Origin of the sequence: Curtobacterium sp. SL109, assembly GCF_026672405.1 — a bacterium.
Lineage (GTDB): Bacteria > Actinomycetota > Actinomycetes > Actinomycetales > Microbacteriaceae > Curtobacterium.
Genome location: NZ_JAPPRB010000002.1, coordinates 3,674,540 through 3,694,273, shown reverse-complemented (window position 1 = coordinate 3,694,273; position 19,734 = coordinate 3,674,540). Strand labels below are relative to the sequence as shown.

21 protein-coding genes are annotated in these 19,734 nt (G+C 70.1%); 12 read left to right on the top strand and 9 right to left on the bottom strand.

Going from position 1 to position 19,734, the window contains the following annotated elements; translation table 11 throughout:
- Positions 1-505 precede the first annotated feature (505 nt).
- Entirely contained in the window at positions 506-967 is a 462-nt protein-coding gene (locus OVA28_RS18855; RefSeq protein ID WP_268098103.1) for a hypothetical protein, read from the top strand.
- Positions 968-1,069: 102 nt separating this feature from the next.
- On the opposite strand, the gene OVA28_RS18850 is transcribed toward OVA28_RS18855, so the two are convergent.
- On the bottom strand, positions 1,070-1,519 hold the full coding sequence (locus OVA28_RS18850; protein WP_268098102.1) for a MarR family winged helix-turn-helix transcriptional regulator: 450 nt from the start codon (positions 1,517-1,519) through the stop codon (positions 1,070-1,072).
- 83 nt (positions 1,520-1,602) lie between these two features.
- On the opposite strand from OVA28_RS18850, the gene OVA28_RS18845 reads away from it, so the two are divergent.
- Positions 1,603-2,346 (top strand): SDR family oxidoreductase, encoded by a 744-nt coding sequence (locus tag OVA28_RS18845; protein WP_268098101.1) that lies wholly within the window; start codon positions 1,603-1,605, stop codon positions 2,344-2,346.
- 27 nt (positions 2,347-2,373) lie between these two features.
- On the opposite strand, the gene OVA28_RS18840 is transcribed toward OVA28_RS18845, so the two are convergent.
- The 3 genes from OVA28_RS18840 to OVA28_RS18830 all read right to left on the bottom strand — a co-directional run bounded on the left by OVA28_RS18840 (position 2,374) and on the right by OVA28_RS18830 (position 5,531).
- The gene (locus OVA28_RS18840) at positions 2,374-3,594 is read right to left on the bottom strand and encodes an MFS transporter (protein ID WP_268098100.1); all 1,221 of its coding nucleotides are present in this window, start codon (positions 3,592-3,594) and stop codon (positions 2,374-2,376) included.
- 76 nt (positions 3,595-3,670) lie between these two features.
- The gene (locus tag OVA28_RS18835; RefSeq protein WP_268098099.1) at positions 3,671-5,155 is read right to left on the bottom strand and encodes a hypothetical protein; all 1,485 of its coding nucleotides are present in this window, start codon (positions 5,153-5,155) and stop codon (positions 3,671-3,673) included.
- Between the two features lie 184 nt (positions 5,156-5,339).
- Positions 5,340-5,531: a hypothetical protein gene (locus tag OVA28_RS18830; RefSeq protein WP_268098098.1), complete on the bottom strand. Its 192-nt coding sequence runs from the start codon at positions 5,529-5,531 to the stop codon at positions 5,340-5,342.
- Positions 5,532-5,627: 96 nt separating this feature from the next.
- On the opposite strand from OVA28_RS18830, the gene OVA28_RS18825 reads away from it, so the two are divergent.
- Both OVA28_RS18825 and OVA28_RS19255 read left to right on the top strand, forming a co-directional pair.
- Entirely contained in the window at positions 5,628-6,494 is an 867-nt protein-coding gene (locus tag OVA28_RS18825; RefSeq protein ID WP_268098097.1) for a serine hydrolase domain-containing protein, read from the top strand.
- A complete protein-coding gene (locus OVA28_RS19255; RefSeq protein ID WP_442780814.1) occupies positions 6,494-6,913 on the top strand; it encodes a DUF1648 domain-containing protein in 420 nt (139 codons plus the stop codon). The genes OVA28_RS18825 and OVA28_RS19255 overlap by 1 nt, the downstream gene beginning before the upstream one ends.
- 195 nt (positions 6,914-7,108) lie before the next feature.
- Here the strand turns inward: OVA28_RS19255 and OVA28_RS18820 are convergent, their stop codons facing one another.
- Together OVA28_RS18820 and OVA28_RS18815 are read right to left on the bottom strand one after the other, a co-directional pair.
- Positions 7,109-8,158: a methionine synthase gene (locus tag OVA28_RS18820; protein WP_268098096.1), complete on the bottom strand. Its 1,050-nt coding sequence runs from the start codon at positions 8,156-8,158 to the stop codon at positions 7,109-7,111.
- 89 nt (positions 8,159-8,247) lie between these two features.
- A complete protein-coding gene (locus OVA28_RS18815) occupies positions 8,248-9,255 on the bottom strand; it encodes a putative oxygenase MesX (RefSeq protein WP_268098095.1) in 1,008 nt (335 codons plus the stop codon).
- Positions 9,256-9,327: 72 nt separating this feature from the next.
- Between OVA28_RS18815 and OVA28_RS18810 the strand changes: the two genes are divergently transcribed.
- Together OVA28_RS18810 and OVA28_RS18805 are read left to right on the top strand one after the other, a co-directional pair.
- Complete coding sequence (locus OVA28_RS18810; protein ID WP_268098094.1) at positions 9,328-10,269, top strand: LysR family transcriptional regulator; 942 nt, start codon at positions 9,328-9,330, stop codon at positions 10,267-10,269.
- A gap of 120 nt (positions 10,270-10,389) precedes the next feature.
- Positions 10,390-11,595 carry a GDSL-type esterase/lipase family protein gene (locus OVA28_RS18805; RefSeq protein ID WP_268098093.1) on the top strand — a complete coding sequence of 402 codons (1,206 nt, stop codon included), beginning with the start codon at positions 10,390-10,392 and terminating at the stop codon, positions 11,593-11,595.
- Between the two features lie 34 nt (positions 11,596-11,629).
- On the opposite strand, the gene OVA28_RS18800 is transcribed toward OVA28_RS18805, so the two are convergent.
- A complete protein-coding gene (locus tag OVA28_RS18800) occupies positions 11,630-12,145 on the bottom strand; it encodes a VanZ family protein (RefSeq protein ID WP_268098091.1) in 516 nt (171 codons plus the stop codon).
- Between the two features lie 65 nt (positions 12,146-12,210).
- Here OVA28_RS18800 and OVA28_RS18795 point away from each other — a divergent pair, with 65 nt between their 5' ends.
- Positions 12,211-12,933 (top strand): tyrosine-protein phosphatase, encoded by a 723-nt coding sequence (locus tag OVA28_RS18795; RefSeq protein WP_268098090.1) that lies wholly within the window; start codon positions 12,211-12,213, stop codon positions 12,931-12,933.
- 213 nt (positions 12,934-13,146) lie between these two features.
- Positions 13,147-13,641: a hypothetical protein gene (locus tag OVA28_RS18790; RefSeq protein WP_268098089.1), complete on the top strand. Its 495-nt coding sequence runs from the start codon at positions 13,147-13,149 to the stop codon at positions 13,639-13,641.
- 103 nt (positions 13,642-13,744) lie between these two features.
- On the opposite strand, the gene OVA28_RS18785 is transcribed toward OVA28_RS18790, so the two are convergent.
- A complete protein-coding gene (locus OVA28_RS18785; RefSeq protein WP_268098088.1) occupies positions 13,745-14,671 on the bottom strand; it encodes a ketopantoate reductase family protein in 927 nt (308 codons plus the stop codon).
- Here OVA28_RS18785 and OVA28_RS18780 point away from each other — a divergent pair.
- Positions 14,670-15,311 carry a TetR/AcrR family transcriptional regulator gene (locus OVA28_RS18780; protein WP_268098087.1) on the top strand — a complete coding sequence of 214 codons (642 nt, stop codon included), beginning with the start codon at positions 14,670-14,672 and terminating at the stop codon, positions 15,309-15,311. The genes OVA28_RS18785 and OVA28_RS18780 overlap by 2 nt on opposite strands.
- Before the next feature lie 190 nt (positions 15,312-15,501).
- Here the strand turns inward: OVA28_RS18780 and OVA28_RS18775 are convergent, their stop codons facing one another.
- Positions 15,502-16,050: an alternate-type signal peptide domain-containing protein gene (locus tag OVA28_RS18775; protein ID WP_268098086.1), complete on the bottom strand. Its 549-nt coding sequence runs from the start codon at positions 16,048-16,050 to the stop codon at positions 15,502-15,504.
- Positions 16,051-16,158: 108 nt separating this feature from the next.
- On the opposite strand from OVA28_RS18775, the gene OVA28_RS18770 reads away from it, so the two are divergent.
- The 3 genes from OVA28_RS18770 (at position 16,159) to OVA28_RS18760 (ending at position 19,721) form a co-directional block, all read left to right on the top strand.
- Positions 16,159-17,667 carry an SDR family NAD(P)-dependent oxidoreductase gene (locus tag OVA28_RS18770; protein WP_442780813.1) on the top strand — a complete coding sequence of 503 codons (1,509 nt, stop codon included), beginning with the start codon at positions 16,159-16,161 and terminating at the stop codon, positions 17,665-17,667.
- 44 nt (positions 17,668-17,711) lie between these two features.
- Complete coding sequence (locus OVA28_RS18765; RefSeq protein WP_268098084.1) at positions 17,712-19,184, top strand: MFS transporter; 1,473 nt, start codon at positions 17,712-17,714, stop codon at positions 19,182-19,184.
- A gap of 111 nt (positions 19,185-19,295) precedes the next feature.
- Positions 19,296-19,721 carry a lactococcin 972 family bacteriocin gene (locus tag OVA28_RS18760; RefSeq protein ID WP_268098083.1) on the top strand — a complete coding sequence of 142 codons (426 nt, stop codon included), beginning with the start codon at positions 19,296-19,298 and terminating at the stop codon, positions 19,719-19,721.
- The last annotated feature ends 13 nt before the right edge of the window (positions 19,722-19,734 follow it).

The following is a 19,734-nucleotide window of genomic DNA, read 5'->3' as shown; positions in this document are numbered from 1 at the left end:
GAACCCGTGGCGGGCGTGGATGGTTCGGGAAGCGGTGTTTTCGGGGAAGATCCCGGACTGGATGGTCCAGATGCCTGCTGCTTCCGTCGATTCGATGAGGGCGTCGAGAAGGGGATGTCCGATGCCGCGGCCCGGCGCCGCGGCCGCGGCGTACACGGAGTGCTCGACGACGCCCCGGTACACCGGCCGGGCCGAGGTTGGGGAGACCACCACCTAGCCGAGGACCTCGGTACGGTCGACGGCGACGAATCGGTGCTCGGGCAGCTTCCCCGCATCGAACGCCTCCCACGTCGGCGGTGCCGCCTCGAACGTTGTGTTTCACGCTCCGTCCTATCGCTGACATGTGGGGGGCGGCACCGCCGCCGTCGCGTGTCCGCGACCGTATGTCGTCGGATGCGTTGGCAGCATCCTGTCCAGCCTCCCGCCTGATTCGTGCGACCATGCCACGCTGCACGCGGCGCGCATCAAGAGCACCTCGGTCAACTACCAACGAGTGAAGTAGCGCATGATCATTCAAGAGACCAACAGCAGCATCAGCAGCATCTTGCGGGACACCTTTGGGCCGATATCTGAGCAGGTGCGCCGCGTACTTGGGTTGCTCGACAACGACGAGAACTTCGCGTGGCAGATCTGGTGGTGTCCAGACGACGCCGACTGGATGTTCAACCCCGAACAGGCTGAGGAGCAGTACGGGGGTTCCTACCTCCAGGCCGGCGGCACCGCGGAGAAGATGAGCGTGGAACTCCGCCGACGTGAGGACGACGGCGAGTACCGCTTCTACATCGTCGGCCGTGACCACGACCTCGCGGAACCGCTCACGGAGACCATCGACGTGCAGGCTGCTCACGAGCCGCGGCACCCGGCAGAGCTCTTCACGGCCGACCAGGCAGCACCGGTTTTCATGCACTACGTCGAACACCAGACAGTCCCCGACGGCCACACGCTCCGGCTCATCGCCGACATGTGACAGATGGCGGCGCCGCCGCCGCGTGTCCGCGACCCTGTTCCGGACTGGAGGCGCGGTGCCAGCTGGCACCGAGCCTCCAGGCTGACCAAGTGGGGACCTGGCTCAGGCGGACTGCGCCGGGTGGCTGGCGAGCACCTTGCCGAGCAGGCCGATGAGGGCCTTGCGCTCGTCGGGGGAGAGCGCGGTCAGGAGCTCCGCCTGCACCGCCTGCGCGTGGTCCAGGAGCTCTGACGACCTGGCTCGGCCCGCTGTCGTGATGGTGACGACGTTCCGCCGCCGGTCCTCCGGGTCCGGCTGCCGGCTCGCGAACCCGTCGGTCTCGAGGCGGACGACGATGCCGTTGACGTTGTTCCGGTCGAGACCGAGGATCCGCCCGATGTCGGCCTGGCTGAGCGGGCCGTTCTCCTCGAGGAGGGACAGGACCGCGAAGTCGGACCGTGCTTCGAGCGGCATCCTGGCGCCCGTGAGGCGCGCCCCGATCGTCGCGACGCGGCCGGCCTGCCAGCTCACCAGGGTCCGGAGTGCCTCGGGAGGTGTCGGCGCTTCATGCATGGCAGCACGATACCAGTTGGCCCGACCAACGATGGGTGTTACCGTTGGCACAACCAACATTGGTCCGACCAAGGAGTTCCGCCATGAACGAAGCACCCTCCACCCACGACCTCTCCGGCCGCCGCGTCCTCGTGCCCGGCGGCACCGGGGGTGTCGGCGAAGGCGTCGTCCGCGCGTACCTCGACGAGGGCGCCGACGTCGTCGTGCCCACCCGGTCCGAGGCGCGCGGAGCCGAGTTGCGCGCTGCGCTCGGCGCGATCGGGACGTCCCCGCTGCTGCACCTGCCGACGCACGACTACACGTCCTTCGCCGGGGCCGAGGCGCTCGGTCGCGAGATGACCGAGCGGATGGGCGGCATCGACGACGTCATCGTGCCCGTGGGCGGCTGGTGGCAGGGCGGGCCGCTGACCGACATCGGCGAGGACGACTGGGCCACTGCCTTCACCGGACTCGCCACGGTGCACATGGCGGTGGCGCGGTCGATCGTGCCTCGGCTCAGCGGCCTCGGCGCGTACACGGTGATCGTCGGCCAGTCAGCCGAGTTCCCGGTGCCCGACAGTGGACTGGTGAGCATGGAGCAGGCCGCGGTGCTCATGATGCAGCGCGTCCTCGCGGCGGAGTCGCCGGACGAGCGGATCCACGCGATGGTGCTCGGGCCTGTCCGGACCCGGTTCGTCGAGGGTGACCCCGAGTGGGTCTCGGCGGCCGAGGTCGGCGCGGTCGCGATCGGGCTGTCTCTTGCGACCGAGGTCAGCAGCCGGACCGTGCCCCTCGGGTCGGCCGCCGAGGCTCGTGCGACGCTCGAAGTGGTGGTGCCAACACGCTGACCGCACGGGTTGCGACAGTCGCGCCCGCTACCGGCTGAGCTCGTCCTCGACGAACGTCGGGCGGCCGAGGGTGACCGCCGGGATCGCCGCCGCGAGCGTGACGGCGAGGAGGAAGAGCAGCGGCAGCGTCCACCCGCCACTGGCGTCGTGGAGCAGCCCGACCAGCAGCGGGCCGAGCGCGCCGAGTGCGTACGCGGTGCCCTGGGCGAAGCCGCTCAACGCGACGGTTCCGCCGTGTGTCCGGGTGCGGACGTTGATGAGCACGAGGCAGACAGGGAACAGGATCGAGCCGCAGCCGATCAGGAGCACCCAGAGCAGGGTGAGTGGCGCGGGCGCGAGCAGCAGGCCGAGGTAGCCGAGTGCGAAGCTCAGGACGCCGGCGGCGATCAGCCAGCCGACGTTGCGGAGTCGGGGCACGAGCAGGGGAGCGATCAGTGCGCCGGGGACGCTGATCACGCCGGTGACGGCGAGGAGCACGCCCGCTTCGGTCGGGGTCGAGCCGGCGACGTCCTGCAGGATCTCGGGCAGCCAGGCGAAGGCCGCGTAGGTGCAGATCGCGCTCGAGGAGAAGAGCGCGGTGATCGACAGTGCGGCGCGGGATCGCCACAGACGGGTGACGACCTCGGTGGGTGCGGGGCTGACGAGACCGGCGTCTGTGCGGCGGAGTTGGCGCTGCTGTGCGAGGACGATGAGCCAGGGGACGAGTGCTGCCGCCGAGGTGACGGCCCAGACGGCGAGTGAGGTCCGCCACCCGGCGTACTGCGCGATGGGTGCAGCCAGAGCGGCCGGTACCGAGGTGCTGACTCCCACGATGCACGCGTAGACCGCGGTCAGCAGGGCCACCCGGTCGGGGAAGTAGCGACGGACGACGGACGGTAACAGCACGTTGCCGACACCGGTCCCGGCGAACGCCAGGATGCTGCCGACCAGCAACATCGCGACACCCGGTGCGACCGCGCGGACGAGGTGGCCGACCGTGATGAGGGCCAGCGCGAGGACGATCCCGCCGTCGAGGCCGAGACGCCGTGCGACGCGTGGGGCCGTGAACCCCGAGGCCGCGAACAGCAGCGGCGGCAGGGTGCCGAGCAGGCCGACGTCGAGGTTCGAGACGGGGAAGTCGGCCCGGATGTCCCCGATGATCGGGGAGACCGCAGCGACCGCTTGGCGGAGGGTGAACGCCACGAGCACGATGCCCAGCAGTGCGGCCGTGCGACCCGCCCACAGAGGAAGGCGACGGCTCTCGAGCATCTGCCGAGTCTAGGGGTGAGGTTGCTTCGTCTCAGGCGCGCGGCCTGGGCTTGGCTTCAGCACCCAGACGGTCTGCTCAGCGGCGCTGGCTCTCGGCGGGCGGGTCCTCGGTCGGAGTCACCAGGAGGGCGGCGGCGATGTTCGCGGCATCGAGCACGACGCGAGTCAGGGGCTCGATGTCGAGATGGGCGCGGTTCATCTCGAGGAGCTTCGCGGCAGCGTGCGCGTAGGCCACGTACCAGTCCTCTGGCGGAAGCTCCCCCGCGGGGATCGCGAAGGTCCGGAGTCCGAAACCCACTGCTTCGCGTGGCATCCAGCGGGCGCTCGTCCCGGGTGCGAACCGCGGGACGTCGAACTCGGGGGTCCCCATCGTCACGCTGCTGTGGTGGCGGATGTCCTCTGCGGTGGGTGCGATCCGCCCGGCGTCGACGAGCGGCGCGGTGACGATCGCGTACACCGAGGCTGGCGCCACGAACAGCGGGTACTCGATCGCCTCGCCCACTGCGAAGCGCTCACCGCCCGGCCCCTGGCCGATCCTGTTGACGCGGCCCTGGTACTCCGGGGAAGCGTTCTCGACACCGCGGAGCGCAGCCACTTGCGCCGCCCGTCCCGCGAGCGACCCGAGGACGGTCAGGACGGTCTCGGCGTGCAGGCCTTGCGGATCCTCGAAGACCGCTGCTGCGTGCGCGAGGATGCCGTCGCCCACGGCTCGCGCACGGGCGTACCGGTCGTCGGCGATCGTCATCGGCGGGGTGGTTGCCGCGCTGGGGGACGCTGCTGCTCCGTCCGGTGCTGCTGCCTGAGGCTCTGTTCCCTCGCGGGGAGGCATGTACTTCGCCATCGCGTTCGCGCTGTCGAGCGCCACCCGGGTCAGGCTCGCGAGGACGGCCGGGTCCGCCCGGTACTGATCGAGGATCGTCTTCACCGCGAGCGCGTAGGCGACGTACCACTGCGTCACGGGCAGCCGTCTGGAGTGCTGGATGGCGAGGGCCCGACCGCAGTGCTCGAGCGCTTCGCGGGGGAGCCACCGCACACTCGTGCCCGGTTCGAGCCGCGGGACCACGAACGCGTCCGTCCCGATGGCCTGCGCGGCACGCACGGTCAGGTCCTCGGCCGACGGCGCCGTCCCGCCGACGGACCGCAGCGGTGTGGTGACGATGTTCCAGACGCTGTACTGAGCGTCGAAGAGCGGGAAGGCGATGGCGTCGCCCATGAGCGCCCGAGCGCCGTTGGCGCCGTCGATCACGAGGTCCGTGCGCGAGGTGTAGTCCGGGTCGCCGGACCGCTTGCCCATCACGAGCGCGGCCTGGGTGCCGAGGCCGGTCATCGCACCGAGCACGGTCACGGCGCTCTGCGGATCGAGGTCGGCTCCGTCGGTGAACGACGTCGTCGTCAGTGTGGCGAGCCGCCGGCCCATGAGCGTCGCGTACGCCAGCGGATTGGTCGTCGCTTCGGCATCGGCCTGCGCGAGCCACCGGTCGAGCTCGGTGTCCTGCCCGGCGCCGTCGCCCGTCGTCGCTGCTGCGCCGTCAGCCTGCGCGCGCCGTTTCCGTCCGAACACGGTTCCCCCTTCGCTCGGTCCATCGTGGCCTGGGCCGCACGGCGGATCGAGCCCGCATCTGGGGGGGGGCTTGTGGTCGCTCCGGTGCTGTCCCCGCGACCGCATTCCGGACTGGAGGCGCGGTGCCAGCTGGCACCGCGCCTCCAGTCCGACTCGGACGCAAGCCTGTCCGCCACCTGCCACGTCAGCGCTGGTGAGTGCGTCGGCCCCTCCGCGCTTCCAAGACGAACTTGGCACCGAGGCCGGCCCCGATCACGACGACGGGGGTGCCGATGAGGAAGACCGCCGATGATGCCTCGGGGGCGCTGGAGGCGATCGCGAGCAGTGCTGCGAGCGCAGTGATGACGATCAGCAGGTACAGCAGCCATGCGCGCATGAGGATTGTCCTTTCCTGCTTCGGGTCAGAAGGGCCTGGACCGTTCTGGAGCGGTACGGCAGTATGTCAGACAACACCAGGACTTCTGCGGCTCGAGTGTCGCAGCTCGACCACAGAGGGAGGCGCCAGGTGCGGAATACGCTGGCGCGCTCGGGACACTGGCGCGCGAGTCTTTGCACAGCCAGCGGCTGGCGGACCGTCCGTGAGCCCCGCGGGCCGTACGCCGCCGCTTCGATGCTCGAGTGGGGGAGCATCACGAAGGGGCTCGTGGGTACGACAGCCCACCTCGCACTCGAGGTCGAGCGGCCGGTCGTGCACTACCTCCCGGGTGTGCCCGATGCCGAGATGACCGTTGCTGATCTCATCCACCACACCTCGGGTCTGCCGCGGCTTCCAGCCACGATGCGCGACCGCCTGTTCGCTGACCCCTACCGAGAGGCTGTCGGGGTTCCTCTGGACCTGGCAGCGGCGGTACCGGTCACTTCCCGAGGCCAGTTCGTGTACTCGAACCTCGGGTACGCCCTCCTCGGTGCAGTGCTCGACGAGGTGCACGGCGACTGGTTCGCCGCTGTACGCCAACACGTCTTCGAGCCAGCGGGGATCAGCTCTGCGGTACTCGTGCCTGCCCCGGCAGAGCGCGTGGTGCCGAAGTTCCTCGGTCGTGCGATCACGCCCTGGGCGCTCGGGGAGTCGTCGTTCGCGGCGGCAGGCGGCGTCTGGTCGACGTTCGACGACCTCTGTCGCTACGCCGACTGGGCGCTCGAGGCTGGCGCTGGGGGCGCTCGCACGGTGAGCTGGCAGCGGCGAGGGGCATCGACCTGGATCAACGGCGAGGTGCGAGCGGCAGGAGCGGTCATCGCCAACGCGGCAGGAGCCACCGCGGTCGTGCACGCGCTTGCGAAGGCTCCGCATGCAGCCGACAAGATCGCCACGGCGCTCATCGAGCAGGAGGTGCGGCGCTAGTGCGACCGGCACCCCGTCGGCTCCTCGCAGTCTTCGCTGCTGCGTTCCCCGTCATCGTCGCGATCGCAATCACCAGCGTCTGGTGGGATCGGCTACCCGATCGGATTGCCACGACGTTCGGTCCGGACGGAAGCCCGACCGGCTACGGAACGCCGGCAGGGACAGCGATCCTGTTCGCCGCGCTGCAGGCGATGTTCCTCGCAGGGGCGATCGGCTCCGCTGTTGCCCGAGACCGGCGCAAGGGTCGCATCGGGTGCGCGGTCACTGCAGGATTCGTCGCGGCTCTCGGGGTCAGCTGGTTGATCATCGCGGGCTCGGCGTCGTCGTCGTTGAGCTCGGCGGCCTGGTGGTTCCTCGCGGCGGCACCAGCATGGGCCTGCGTCCCGTACTGGCTCCTGTCCTGTCCCCACGAGGAGTGAATGGCACGGATCGCTGAGAGGGTGATGGGGCTCGTGAGCGCGGTGAAAGGTGACGCCAGTCCCCACGCGTCCTGTCTGCCGGACCACAGCCGAGCCTCCAGGCCGGGCCGGTCCGAAGACACGCACCCGGCGGACGCGACATGAACGGCGGCCCTCCTCCTTCCGGAAGAGCGCCGCCGTTCTGTCCCGCTGTGGTCAGTGAGCCGACGGGACAGCGGCGCCGACGAGCTCCGCTCGGACGATGTCCGCTCCCGCCGCAAGCGCGCCGAGCTTGTCCAGCGCAGCACCCCGTGCCAGCGGAGCCATGCCGCAGTTGGAGCTCGGGATGAGCTTGTCGGCATCGACGAACTCCAGGGCGCGGCGGAGCACCTCCGCGACCTCCTCCGGGGTCTCGACGGTCTCGGTGGCGACGTCGATCGCGCCGAGCATGACCTTCTTGCCGCGGATGAGTTCGACGAGCTCGAGCGGGACGTGGGAGTGGATGCACTCCAGCGAGACGATGTCGATCGACGACTGCTGCAGGAGCGGGAAGGACTGCTCGTACTGGCGCCACTCGGCCCCGAGCGTCTCCTTCCACTTGTTGTTGGCCTCGATGCCGTAGCCGTAACAGATGTGCACGGCTGTCTCCACGCGGAGTCCCTCGGCGGCGCGTTCGAGCGCGGCGACGCCCCAGTCCTGCACCTCGTCGTGGAAGACGGTGAAGGCGGGCTCGTCGAACTGGATGACGTCGACGCCGGCGTCCTGCAGCTCCCGGGCTTCCTCGTTGAGGATCGTGGCGAACTCCCACGCCAGCTTCTCGCGGCTCTTGTAGTGCTGGTCGGAGAGGGTGTCGATCATCGTCATCGGGCCGGGGAGCGCCCACTTGATCGGGCGGTCGGTCTGGCTCCGCAGGAACGCAGCGTCCTCGACGAACACGGGCGCCCGGCGGCTCACGGCACCGACGACGGTCGGGACGGCGGCGTCGTACCGGTCGCGGATCCGGACGGTCTCCTTGCGGTCGAGGTCGACCCCGTCGAGGTGCTCGATGAACGTCGTGACGAAGTGCTGGCGGGTCTGCTCGCCGTCGCTGACGATGTCGAGGCCGGCGCGCTCCTGCTCGTGGACCGCGGCGCGGAGCGCGTCCTGCTTGCCCTCGGCCAGTGCTGCGCCGTCCAACCGCCAGGGCGACCAGAGCTTCTCGGGCTCGGCGAGCCAGGAGGGTTTCGGCAGGCTGCCGACGATCGCGGTGGGCAGGAGCGTGGTCATGCGGTGTGGGTCCTGTCGTTCAGGGGGCAGGGGGCAGGTGGTCAGCAGGGTGGACGGCCAGCGGGTCAGGCGGCCAGTGGGTCGGGCGGTCAGTGGGCGAGGGCGGTGTGGCTGGTGGCCCACTGCTCGAGCAGCGCCCGGTGCGGCGTCACGAGGTGCTCCTCGGTGTACCGGCCCTGGGTGATGGCGAGGCGGCTCCGTTCCTCCCGGTCGTACGTGACGGACGGCGTGGAGAAGTCCGTGTGCGCCAGGCTCGGGCGGTAGGTGCTCGGAGCGGCGGTGTTCGCGTTGTAGATCTCCGGCCGGTAGATCCTCTGGAACGTCTCCATGGTGCTGATCGTGCCGATGAGCTGCAGGTCCGAGTAGTCGTTCGCCACGTCGCCGCGGGAGTAGAACGCGAGGGGCGCCTTCCCGCCGGCGGGCATGAAGTAGCGGACCTGCATGCCCATCCGACCGAAGTAGTCGTCGGTGAGGGAGGAGTGCTCGTGCTCGTACTCGGCGCCGAGGACCGGGTGGACGTACTCCGTCTGTCGGTAGGTCTGGCTCGTCGAGACGCTGATGCACACGACGGGCTCGACGCTGAAGTTCGACCGGAACGCCGAGGACTCCAGGAAGCGCTGGAAGAGCTGCCCGTGGAGCTCGCCGAAGTCGGACGGGACCGAGGACAGCGACGGCAGCAGGACGGCGAAGTCGTAGTCGCGGAGGTACGAGGAGAAGTTGTTGCCGAGGATCCCCTGGTGGCGCTCGCCGGTGTACTGGTCGAGGATCGCGACGTCGAGCATCTCGAGCAAGGGGAACTCGCCGGCAGAACCCTGGTCGACGAAGTGCGCGGTGACCGAGACGATGTCGAGCTCGACCCGGAAGCGGTCGCCAGCCGAACCGGCAGACCCGGCAGACCCGGCCGACCCGGCCGGGATGCCCGACGCGAGCTCGTTGCAGCGCCGGTCGATCATGCCGATGGCCGTGCGGAGGTTCTGCTGACGGTGCTCACCGCGCGCCAGGTTGGCGAAGTTCGTGGTCAACCGGGAGCTGTCCGCGGGGGAGTAGTCCTCGTCGAACCGCGTCCGCGTGATGCTGAAGGTCAGGTCATTCGCCATCCCCCGAGCATGACGGGACGAGTGGGTCATCGGGTAATCCCCAATTGCTATGCGCTGGTATAGCCTCCGCCTATGGCCCGGGTCTCGAACGACATCACGCTGCAGCAACTGCGGTACTTCATCGAGGTCGCGACGGAGGGCTCGATCAGCGCAGCCGCCGATCTGCTCTACGTCGCGCAACCGACCCTGTCCGCGGCGATGAAGGACCTCGAGACGCGGATCGGGCGCCCGCTGTTCGTCCGGTCGGCCCGCGGGGTGGTGCTCACCGTCGACGGCGTCGAGTTCCTCGGGTACGCCCGACAGGTCGTCGAGCAGGTCTCCCTCCTCGAACAGCGCTACGTCGGTGGGCAACCGTCGCGTCGGCTGCTCGGGGTGTCGGCGCAGCACTACTCGTTCGCCGTGGAGGCCTTCGTCCGCATGGTCGAAGCGGCGGCCGCGGACGAGTACGAGTTCTCCCTCCGCGAGACGCGCACGTGGGACATCATCGAGGACGTCCGCACGCTGCGGAGCGAGGTGGGCATCCTCTACCGCAACGACTTCAACCGGCAGGTCCTCGGGAAGCTGCTCCGGGACGCCGGTGTCGTGTTCACCCCGCTGTTCATCGCGGAGCCGCACATCTTCGTGGCCAAGCGGAATCCGCTCGCGTCCCGGAAACGTGCGACCCTCGCCGACCTCGCGGACCTGCCGCGGCTCACGTTCGACCAGGGCGCGAACAACTCCTTCTACCTGGCCGAGGAGATCCTGTCGACGATGTCGAGCAAACGGGAGATCCGCGTCTCGGACCGGGCGACGATCTTCAACCTCATGATCGGCCTCGGTGGGTACACGATCTCGACGGGGCTCATCAGCGACGACCTCGACCCCGAGATCGTCGCCATCCCGCTCGACGTCGACGAACGCATCGAGATCGGCTGGATCGCCCACGCCTCGGTCCCCCTCACCGTGCAGGCGCAGGCGTACCTGGACGAGCTGCGGGCGGTGGTCACCGGCTACGGCGTCGAGCCGCTCGGCTGAGCGAGTGGACACCGGACGGGAGGCTCGTGGCGGGCCCGCCACGAGCCTCCCGTCCGTCCGTTGTCCTGCCCGCTTCTGCCAGGTCCGAGCAGTTACCCTGAGCCCGCCAGGACCTCGGTCGTGAGCGACAACCCGAAGGCACGCGGAGGCAACGTGGACGGCAGAGCACGGCAACGAGGACACCGACGGATCCGGACGGCATCGCGCGTGGTCGCAGGGGTGCTCGTCGCCCTGGTCGCGACCGTCGCGACGGGGTGCGCCTCGACGAAGCCGGCGGAGCGCGAGCCCCTCGCCGCGTGGAACGCCGCCGTGGCCGACCGGTCTGATGCCCCCGCCAAGTGGGTCGCTCTCGGGGACTCGATCACCGAGGGCCAGGGTGCCTCCGCCCGTTCCACACGCTGGATGGACCTGACGCTGGACCAGCTGCGGAAGCGTCACGCGACGTCGGGGACCCGCGGGGGTGCCGGGTACCTCCCCGCGCAGTTCGCGGTCTACGCGCCGGACTCGACCTGGGGCGACTGGGCGACGTCGAAGACGGGGTCGAGCCAGTACGACGTGACCGTCCCCGACCTCGGCTACCGGGCGGTCGCCATGCAGGGGGGCGCTTCGCGGACCTACCCGTTCACGGGGACCGGCATCGACATCTGGTGGACGCGCTACGACGGGTCGGGCGACTTCACGTACAGCATCGACGGCGGCGCACCCACGACGGTGTCGACGACGGGGAAGGCCAGCACGGGGACGGTCACGAAGGTGGACGGCCTCCGGCGGGGGGAGCACGCCATCACCGTCACCGCAGTGAACCCGTTCTCGCTGCAGGGCTTCACGGTCTACGACGGCGATCGAGACAAGGGCATCCAGCTGTACGACTCGGCGCACTCCGGGGCGACGATCGCGACCTTCACCGAGGACCAGGCTGGGTTCCTGCGGGCCATGCGCCGCGCGGGGCCGAACCTGGTCACCATCACGCTGGGCGGCAACGACTCGCAGCACGTCACGCCCGCGGAGCTCGGACGGCAGTACCAGGGGTTCCTCGAGGCGCTCGCCGCACTCCCCACGAAGCCCTCACTGCTGGTGATCGGCGAGTTCACGCCGGCGCCCGCGATGACGAACAACATGTCGAGCCCCTGGTCGAGCTACCTCTCCGCCACGAAGAAGGCCGCTGCGGCTGCCGGGGCTGCGTACGTGAGCATGGACGACACCTTCCCGAAGGCCACGTACTCCGGCACCGGGATCTACTCGACGGACGGCCTGCACCCGAACGACAAGGGCCAGCGCCGGATCGCGAAGCTCGTGCTGTCCACCCTCGCCGCGCACGAGGACTGACCGACCGCGCCGTGCCGCGGGCGGTCCGCACGAGCTACGGAGTCGCTCCGCCCGGGTGCGCCTGCCGGGTGCGCTGCCGGCGGTCGACGGCGATGATGCCGGCGCCGAGGAGGCCGGCGAGCACGGCACCGACCGTGTTCATGAACCAGTCGTTCGTGTCGCACGCCCTGCCGAGGTCCGGCAGCAGTGCCTGGACGAGCTCGATGGCGGCGGACAGCCCGGACGCCGCAGCCACGACCCAGACCGGTCGGCTCGTGAGCAGCGCGGCGAAGAGCGTCAGCGGGAACAAGAGCGCGACGTTGGCGAGCGTGTCGATGCCCTGGAACGGGACGGAGAACTGCACCGTGCAGAAGGTCCCGTTGCCCCCGTCGCCCGCCGGGGTCATCGTCAACGCGAGCACCCCCACCGCGCTGATGACGGCGAGCGTCACGAGCATCCGCCGAGCCTGCCGGCGGTGCGTCCACCATCCCAGGGCCGTGAACGCGACCAGGACGACCCAGAAGAGCACCTTCACGGCCGATGCGTGGTTGACGAGGAAGGTCGTGATCACGAGGAGATCCTCCCATCGCTCGTGCAGGCCGGCGGTACCGCTGCGCTCGTCGCTATGGTGTCTGCGTGCGAGACCTCGTGTGGGACGGGTACCTGAACGCCCGAGACCTGGGCGGCCTCCCGACGCCCCGGTCCGCGACCGGGGCGACCCGCTTCGGCAGGGTGGCACGAGGGCCGCGCCGCGAGCTGTTGACCGAGACCGGGTGGCGGGACGCCCACGGCTGGGGCCTCGCAGCGGTGGTCGATCTCCGGTGCGCACACGAGGTCGGCGTCCGCGACGGGGACCCCGTCGTCGCTCCCGAGACGCTCGACGCTGTCCCGGTGGTGCACGCGCCGACCGAGGACCAGGACGACCCCGAGTTCCGGGAGACGTGCTTCCCGATCCTGGACTCGCCCGAGTACTGGCGACACAACTGGCGCATCTTGCCGCACCTCGTCCTCGGCACGCTGACGGCGATCGCGGACGCGCCGCACGGACTCCTGGTGCACTGCAGCGCTGGCCGCGACCGAACGGGCATGATCAGCGCGCTCCTGCTCAGCAATGCGGGGGTTGCGCCAGCGGTGGTCGCTGCCGACTACGCGGAGTCGGTCCGGGTGATGGCAGGGGCGAAGTCGCACGCGCCCCACGACCGGCAGGCCACCTGGGGGACGGACGAGGTCGACGAGTGGATCGCGCTGACTGCTCCGATCGTCGAAGACGTGGCTGCCGACGTCGACGCCGCCTTCGCGACCATCGGGGCTGACGCCGAGCTGCGGGTCCGGCTGCGCGGTCGCCTGACGGAGCGCTGATGCGGTGTCGTCGGAGTGCGCTTGCAGTCGCGGTGCTGACGATCGTCGGGGGCGGCCTGAAGACATCGGACGCGGAGCACCTCGACCGCATGATCACGCACGTTCCCGCACGATCCCGCATCATCAGGCATGAGTTACGGTCATGAACTGGCCTGGGCGGGCAGGATCTGACGGGTCGGTCTCGATGGTCGAGGCCCGAAGAGGAGCACCCGCATGTCGTCGAACCCGTACCAGTCGAACGCGCAACAGGCGGCGCCGACCGCAGCGCCCCGTTTCGTCACCATCGCGTTCTGGTTGTACCTGATCACCGCGCTCGCGCACATCGTCGGCATCATCATCAGTGCGACGCGGCTGCCGGCAGCGCAGCAGGCGGCGAAGGACCAGCTCCAGCAGTCGGGGACCTCGACGAACGGCGTGGACGTCAACGGCATCCTCGGCGCGACCCTCGTTGCCAGCATCGTCATCGGCGTGCTCTACATCATCGCGTTCATCGTCTTCGACCTGTTCATGCGCCGCGGTGCGAACTGGGCCCGGATCGTCCTGCTCATCGTGACGATCCTCGGCCTCACCAGCGTGATCGGTGGCTCCGGTGTGGGCGCGGTCGGGGTCCTCGCCTCGGTCGTCGCGGCCGTCCTGACGTTCCTGCCGGCGTCGAACGCCTGGTTCCGCGCGGTGAAGGACCGCAAGCGGGGCGCGATCCAGAACTGACGAGATCCAGACAGGAGGCTCGGTGCCGGTTGGCACCGAGCCTCCTGCACGTCCGAGGGGCTCAAGGGGTCTGCGTCTTCCCGGCGAGGACGGCTGGTTCGGCTCAGCGGAGCGGGGCTGCCCGGTCGAGGCGCGGTGTCGCGATGCCGAGCTCGCGGGCTGTGCGGGACACGTCGTCGATGACGGCGCGCGGTTCTGCGGCGTTCGGGTCACCGTGTCCCGCGAGGCTCGCGCGGGCGATCGGGACGAGGCGCGTCGCTGCTGCGAGCGTGGCTCCCGTCAGCTTCGGGCGCCGCGCGGGGAGCGACGCCGTCCGGTGGAGGCTGAGGTCGACGCCTCGTGCCTCGAGGACCGGGAGGAGCTCGCGGCTCGTCAGGAAGGCGTCGCCGAGTGCGCGCCGGTCCCCGATCATGCTCGCGAGCCCGCCGTGGCGCAGTGCCGCGGAGAACATGCCGGCGTCCAGGACGACGTGCAGCCAGAGCCATCCGCGCATGTCCGGTTGGTCGCGGACGACGAAACCTGCCTGTCGGAAGGCGAGCCGAGCCTCCAGTCCGCGTCGGTCCGGACCGGGTGCCGGTGCTGCCAGGGTGACTGATCGGAGGACCCCACCGTGCAGGACGCCGTCGTCGCTGAAGCCGCCGCCCGCGCCGGGGAAGCCGAACACCACCTGGTCGGCCGGGATCGGGGCGATCGCGTCGACGGGTTCCTCCCAGACGTTGCCGAGGACCACCACTGTCGCGTCGCCGATGCGGGGCGCCAGGAACGCTGCCGCTTCGTGGAGTCGGTGGTGGCCGACGCTGAGGACGACGAGGTCGTAGCCGTCGTCCGGGTGGGCCGACTCACGGAGCTCGGCCCGGTAGGAGGTTGCGCTCCGTCGGCCGAGGGGGCCGCGTCGCCCGTCGACGACGTCCAGCTCCACTCGGTCGCCGTACTCCGCAGCGCGCCCCGGGCGGACGTAGTGGTCGACGTCGTGGCCTGCCTGGTGGAAGGCCTGGCCGTAGATGGTCGCGATGACTCCGCGTCCGAACATGAGGATCCGCATCGTGCACCTGTCCACTAAGTTGGAGGCTGTCTCCACTTGGGAAGATACGGAGACTGTCTCCATTTGTCAACGACTGCTGCCCGATCGAGGAGGACCAGTGCGCGCCGATGCTCGACGGAACCGGGACGCGATCATCGCGGCGGCGCGGACGGTGTTCGAGCGCGACGAGCAGCTCCGGTTCGACGACTTCGCCACCCGTGCCGGTGTCGGGGTCGGGACGCTGTACCGGCACTTCCCGACGCGGGAGGCGTTGGCGGCGGCGGTCTACCAGGGCGAGGTCGAGGCGCTCTGCGGGCAGGCGCGTGACTCGGCGCGGCCGGCGGGGGAGCGCCTCGAGGTGTTCCTGCACACGTTCGTGGAGTACGTGGTCGAGCATGCAGCGTTGGCCCGGACCCTCGCGTCCGTCGTCGATCCGGCGACCCAGGCCGAGGGTGGCAGCGAGCTCGAGCGCACGCTCGGTGACCTGATGGCCTCCGCGGTCGCCGAGGGTGCCATCCGCGAGGATGCGACTGCGGGTGCTGTGCTCGTCGCACTGCACGGCATCGGGTCTGCGACCGATCGGCCCGAGTGGGCGGTGGAGGCGCGAGGGTTGGTGGAGCTGGTGCTACGGGGGCTCAGGACGCGCTGACCTGCGGAAGCGGTCGGCTCGGAGCCAGACGTCCGAGCTAGGCGGCCGGACTGGCGGGTCGTTCCGGGCGGTCGGCGGCGCGTCCGTGCAGCCAGTTCGGTGCCCCGCCTCGGCTCGTCCTTCAGCGTTGGGTGACGCAACATCAGCACGGCGGGCGCTGTCGACCACAGCGAGGTCGGGGCCGTCGCGGTCAGTCCTCGATCGGGTTCTGCGTCAGCGTGAACGTCAGCCCGCTCAGGTTGATCGTCTGCGCCTTGCCGGTCGTCACGTCCGACGACAGACCGATCGTGTAGGTCACGTCGAGCACCGAGGTCCCCGCCGTGGGCTTGACGGTCCAGGTGGTCCGGCCGGCCGGGGCCAGTGACGAACTCGTCGACGAGACGCCGAGCGACTGGGTCGACGCGGCGATGAGGTCGGCGTCGCCGGTGATGCTCTGCGGTGTCCAGGACAGGTCGGCGGAGAGGTCGTCCCCGGTCGCGGTGACGTTCAGCGTCTGGTGGAACTGGTACGTGTTCCCCGGCACCATGCGCACCTTCGCGATGTCCACGACGTCGGAGCGGCCGTTCGTGATGTCCGTCCAGACGCCGTCGGCGTTCGCGGACAGGGCGAGCGTGCCCGAGCTGACGGTCGAGGGCTGGGTCTCGGCGTCGGCGTTCCAGAGGGCGAAGGTGCTCGCGCCACCGAGGAGCAGGGCGATGCCGGCAGCCCCGGCGATGGCACCGTTGACGATCTTGAGCATGGGGTTCCGTTCGGGTCGGGTTCGCGGAATGCCCTGAACGTACCGGTCCCCCGAAGTGCGGACACGGGCCTCATCCACTTCACCGGCCCCCAGAACGAGGGTGTGCCGATGGGTCGCGGTCCACGGCTCCGCGGGACCGTAGAATCTCGTGTGACCTCCGAGCCCCTCGACCCCAGCAGCATCCCTCCCGAGGACCTGGCCGTCACGCTCCGGGTGTTGGAGCAGCTGACCGAGATCGACGATGCGCACCCCGACTTCGTCCGGGTGCGGCACGCGACGGCGAAGATGTTCAAGGCCGTCAAGCGGGCGCACCGGCTCGAGAAGCGCGCGGTCATCGCTGAGGCGGATCGACGCGTCATCGCCGCGACCGCGACCGGCGCCGCGGACCGGATCGACGACGAGACCCGCGGCGTCCCCATCAGCACCTCGACGGCAGCGGCCACCGCCGGCACCCTGCTGAAGGCCCGCCCCTGCTACATGTGCAAGCAGCAGTACACGGTCGTCGACGCGTTCTACCACCAGCTGTGCCCGGCATGCGCTGCCATGAGCCACGCCAAGCGCGACGCCCGGACCGACCTGACGGGCAAGCGCGCCCTGCTCACCGGCGGGCGCGCGAAGATCGGCATGTACATCGCGCTCCGGCTGCTGCGCGACGGTGCCCACACCACCATCACGACCCGGTTCCCGCGCGACGCGGTACGCCGGTTCACGAGCCTGCCCGACTCCGCCGACTGGATCTCGCGTCTGAAGGTCGTCGGCATCGACCTCCGTGACCCCGCGCAGGTCATCGGGCTCGCGGAGGACGTCGCCGCGTCCGGGCCCCTCGACATCCTGGTGAACAACGCCACGCAGACCGTGCGCCGGTCGCCGGGGGCGTACCAGCCGCTCGCCGACGCCGAGCTCGCCCCGCTGCCGGACGGGCCACTGCCCGAGCTGGTGACGTTCGGCCACACGAACGACCAGCACCCGCTGGCACTCGCGCGCTCGGTCACGGCGCACCCCGTGCTCGCGGCCGCCGCGGCCCGGGCGGAGGAGCTCACCGAGCAGGCGATGGCTCCCGGGTCGAGCTCGCTCGAACGACTGGCCGGAGGAACCGCGATCGACGCCGGCGGTCTCGTCCCCGACCTGCACGACGTGAACTCGTGGACGCAGCAGGTCGACGAGGTGGACCCGCTCGAGATGCTCGAGGTGCAGCTCGCGAACACGACGGCACCGTTCATCCTGATCTCGAAGCTCCGAGCGGCGATGGCAGCGAGTGGCGCACGCCGGACGTACGTGGTGAACGTGAGCGCGATGGAAGGGGTGTTCGGCCGTGCGTACAAGGGGCCGGGGCACCCGCACACGAACATGGCGAAGGCTGCGGTCAACATGCTGACGCGGACGAGCGCGCAGGAGATGTTCGAGACGGACCGGATCCTGATGACGAGCGTCGACACCGGCTGGATCACGGACGAGCGGCCGCACCCGACGAAGGTGCGACTGGCGGAGGAGGGCTTCCACGCTCCGCTCGACCTGGTCGACGGAGCAGCACGCGTGTACGACCCGATCGTGCGGGGAGAAGCTGGCGAGGACGTGTTCGGCGTCTTCCTGAAGGACTACCAACCAAGCGCCTGGTGATCCCGGTGCCACCGGCAGGTTCGCGAGCCTAGCGTGGGGTCGTCATGACAGCTGAAGATCGCACAACTCCGGAGTCCGACGTGGCTCCCTCCGACCAGCCGGATCCGAACCGCTGGAAAGCCCTCGTCATCTGCCTGCTCGGCGGCGGGATCGTCCTCCTCGACGTCTCGATCGTCAACGTCGCGCTGCAGTCCATCTCGACCGGGCTCCCGGGCACCTCGCCCGAGGCCGTCCAGTGGATCCTGTCCGGGTACGCCCTGTCCTTCGGGCTCCTCCTGGTACCCGGCGGCCGACTCGGTGACGCCACGGGCCGACGCCGGATGTTCGTCATCGGGGTCGGGCTCTTCACCGTCGCGAGTGCCCTCTGCGGGTTCGCGCCGAACGGCATCGTCCTGGTGGTCGCGCGCCTGGTGCAGGGGCTCGCGGGCGGTCTGCTCACCCCGCAGGTCACCGCGCTCATCCAGCAGCTGTTCCGCGGCAAGGAGCGGGGCACGGCATTCGGGCTCTTCGGGGCGACGGTCGGCATCGCGACCGCGATCGGTCCGCTCATCGGCGGCCTGCTCATCACGGCGTTCGGCACCGAGAACGGGTGGCGCTTCGTCTTCTTCGTGAACCTGCCCGTCGGGATCGTGACGATCCTCCTGGCCTTCCGCTACCTGCCGGGCATGACCAGCACGGAGCGGGGCCGCAAGCACGACTTCGACCCGGTGGGCATCGTGCTGCTCGGTGCCGCGGTGGTCGCGCTGCTCCTGCCGTTCGTGCAGTCCTCGGAGTGGAAGGGCAACACGAAGTGGTGGCTCGTGGTCGTCGCCGTCGTGCTCGGCGCGCTCTTCGTCCTGTGGGAGCGGCGCTACGAGCGGACGAAGGAGCCCCTGATCGACCTGGGGCTGTTCCGCCGTCGGTCCTTCTCGCTCGGCGTCGGCCTGGCCACGCTCTACTTCGCCGGCTTCACCCCGCTGTTCTTCGTCCTGACGCTCGCGCTGCAGTCGGGCCTGCACTACTCGGCGCTGATGGCCGGCCTGTCGTCGGTGCCGTTCGCGATCGGTTCGGGCATCGCCTCGACCATCGGCGGTCGGATCGTGCACCGCTTCGGTCGGCAGCTCATCGTCATCGGGACGATCCTCGTGCTCCTCGGGCTCGGCGCGGTCATCTGGGTGGTCGCCAACCACTACCGGTCCGACCTCGGCTGGTGGCTCGTCCTGCCGCTGCTCGTCGCCGGCATCGGCTCCGGGCTCACCATCTCCCCGAACCAGACGCTCACCCTCTCCGAGGTGCCCGTCGAACAGGGCGGCTCCGCGGGCGGTCTGATCCAGGTCGGCGCCCGGGTCGGTTCCGCAGTGGGCATCGCCGCGGTCGGCAGCGTCTTCTACTCGATCCTGGCGAACTCGAACGGCGACTACGCCAAGGGCCTGCCGCTCGGGCTCGGCGTCTCGCTCGGCTTCGTCGCCGCGGCGCTGGTCGCCGGGATCGTCGACGTGGTCGTCGGCAAGGCGCGGGGGACCGAAGCGACGGTCTGAGCACCGGACCACGGACGGACGGGAGGCTCGGACCACGGACGGACGGGACCATCGGGCAGCCATTCGTCCTGGACGGGTGCGCTGTCGCCGTGGGTGTTGTACGTTCTCCGCATGAGATACATCACATGGAATCGGAGCAAGTTCGTCACCGTGGCGCTCGCAGCCGCCCTGGTCGGCGCGCTCGCGTTGCCCGCGACGGCGTCGGCGTCAGGCGAGGGCCTCGTCGGCGACCAAGCGTCCGGAGGGTCTGCCGTGATCACCGGCGGCGAAGGGACGCGGGTCGTCGTGGACGACACGGCGAACGGCGGGCGCCTGCGGACCACGCAGCGAGTCGGCGGCGGCGTGTGGATCTACGGCATCGGCGGCGGGAACTCGTACTCGTACTACGACCACAGCGGCAAGACGCACAAGTCGACGGCCTGCGCCGGCTTCGGGACGAGCTGCAGGAGTTCCGGGTGGGTGGCGAAGGGCACGCGCTCCGTCGCCCAGGTCCTGCGGACCGCGGGCGGCAACACCGCCTTCTGGGACACGAAGTAACGGCACTCGAGTG

What these genes read in the sequence shown, in the direction of transcription:
- OVA28_RS18855 (WP_268098103.1), top strand. Translation starts at nt 506, where the DNA reads ATGATCATTCAAGAGACCAACAGCAGCATCAGCAGCATCTTGCGGGAC.
- OVA28_RS18850 (WP_268098102.1), bottom strand. Translation starts at nt 1,519, where the DNA reads ATGCATGAAGCGCCGACACCTCCCGAGGCACTCCGGACCCTGGTGAGC.
- OVA28_RS18845 (WP_268098101.1), top strand. Translation starts at nt 1,603, where the DNA reads ATGAACGAAGCACCCTCCACCCACGACCTCTCCGGCCGCCGCGTCCTC.
- OVA28_RS18840 (WP_268098100.1), bottom strand. Translation starts at nt 3,594, where the DNA reads ATGCTCGAGAGCCGTCGCCTTCCTCTGTGGGCGGGTCGCACGGCCGCA.
- OVA28_RS18830 (WP_268098098.1), bottom strand. Translation starts at nt 5,531, where the DNA reads ATGCGCGCATGGCTGCTGTACCTGCTGATCGTCATCACTGCGCTCGCA.
- OVA28_RS18820 (WP_268098096.1), bottom strand. Translation starts at nt 8,158, where the DNA reads ATGACCACGCTCCTGCCCACCGCGATCGTCGGCAGCCTGCCGAAACCC.
- OVA28_RS18815 (WP_268098095.1), bottom strand. Translation starts at nt 9,255, where the DNA reads ATGGCGAATGACCTGACCTTCAGCATCACGCGGACGCGGTTCGACGAG.
- OVA28_RS18810 (WP_268098094.1), top strand. Translation starts at nt 9,328, where the DNA reads ATGGCCCGGGTCTCGAACGACATCACGCTGCAGCAACTGCGGTACTTC.
- OVA28_RS18790 (WP_268098089.1), top strand. Translation starts at nt 13,147, where the DNA reads ATGTCGTCGAACCCGTACCAGTCGAACGCGCAACAGGCGGCGCCGACC.
- OVA28_RS18780 (WP_268098087.1), top strand. Translation starts at nt 14,670, where the DNA reads ATGAGGATCCGCATCGTGCACCTGTCCACTAAGTTGGAGGCTGTCTCC.
- OVA28_RS18785 (WP_268098088.1), bottom strand. Translation starts at nt 14,671, where the DNA reads ATGTTCGGACGCGGAGTCATCGCGACCATCTACGGCCAGGCCTTCCAC.
- OVA28_RS18775 (WP_268098086.1), bottom strand. Translation starts at nt 16,050, where the DNA reads ATGCTCAAGATCGTCAACGGTGCCATCGCCGGGGCTGCCGGCATCGCC.
- OVA28_RS18770 (WP_442780813.1), top strand. Translation starts at nt 16,159, where the DNA reads ATGGGTCGCGGTCCACGGCTCCGCGGGACCGTAGAATCTCGTGTGACC.
- OVA28_RS18765 (WP_268098084.1), top strand. Translation starts at nt 17,712, where the DNA reads ATGACAGCTGAAGATCGCACAACTCCGGAGTCCGACGTGGCTCCCTCC.
- OVA28_RS18760 (WP_268098083.1), top strand. Translation starts at nt 19,296, where the DNA reads ATGAGATACATCACATGGAATCGGAGCAAGTTCGTCACCGTGGCGCTC.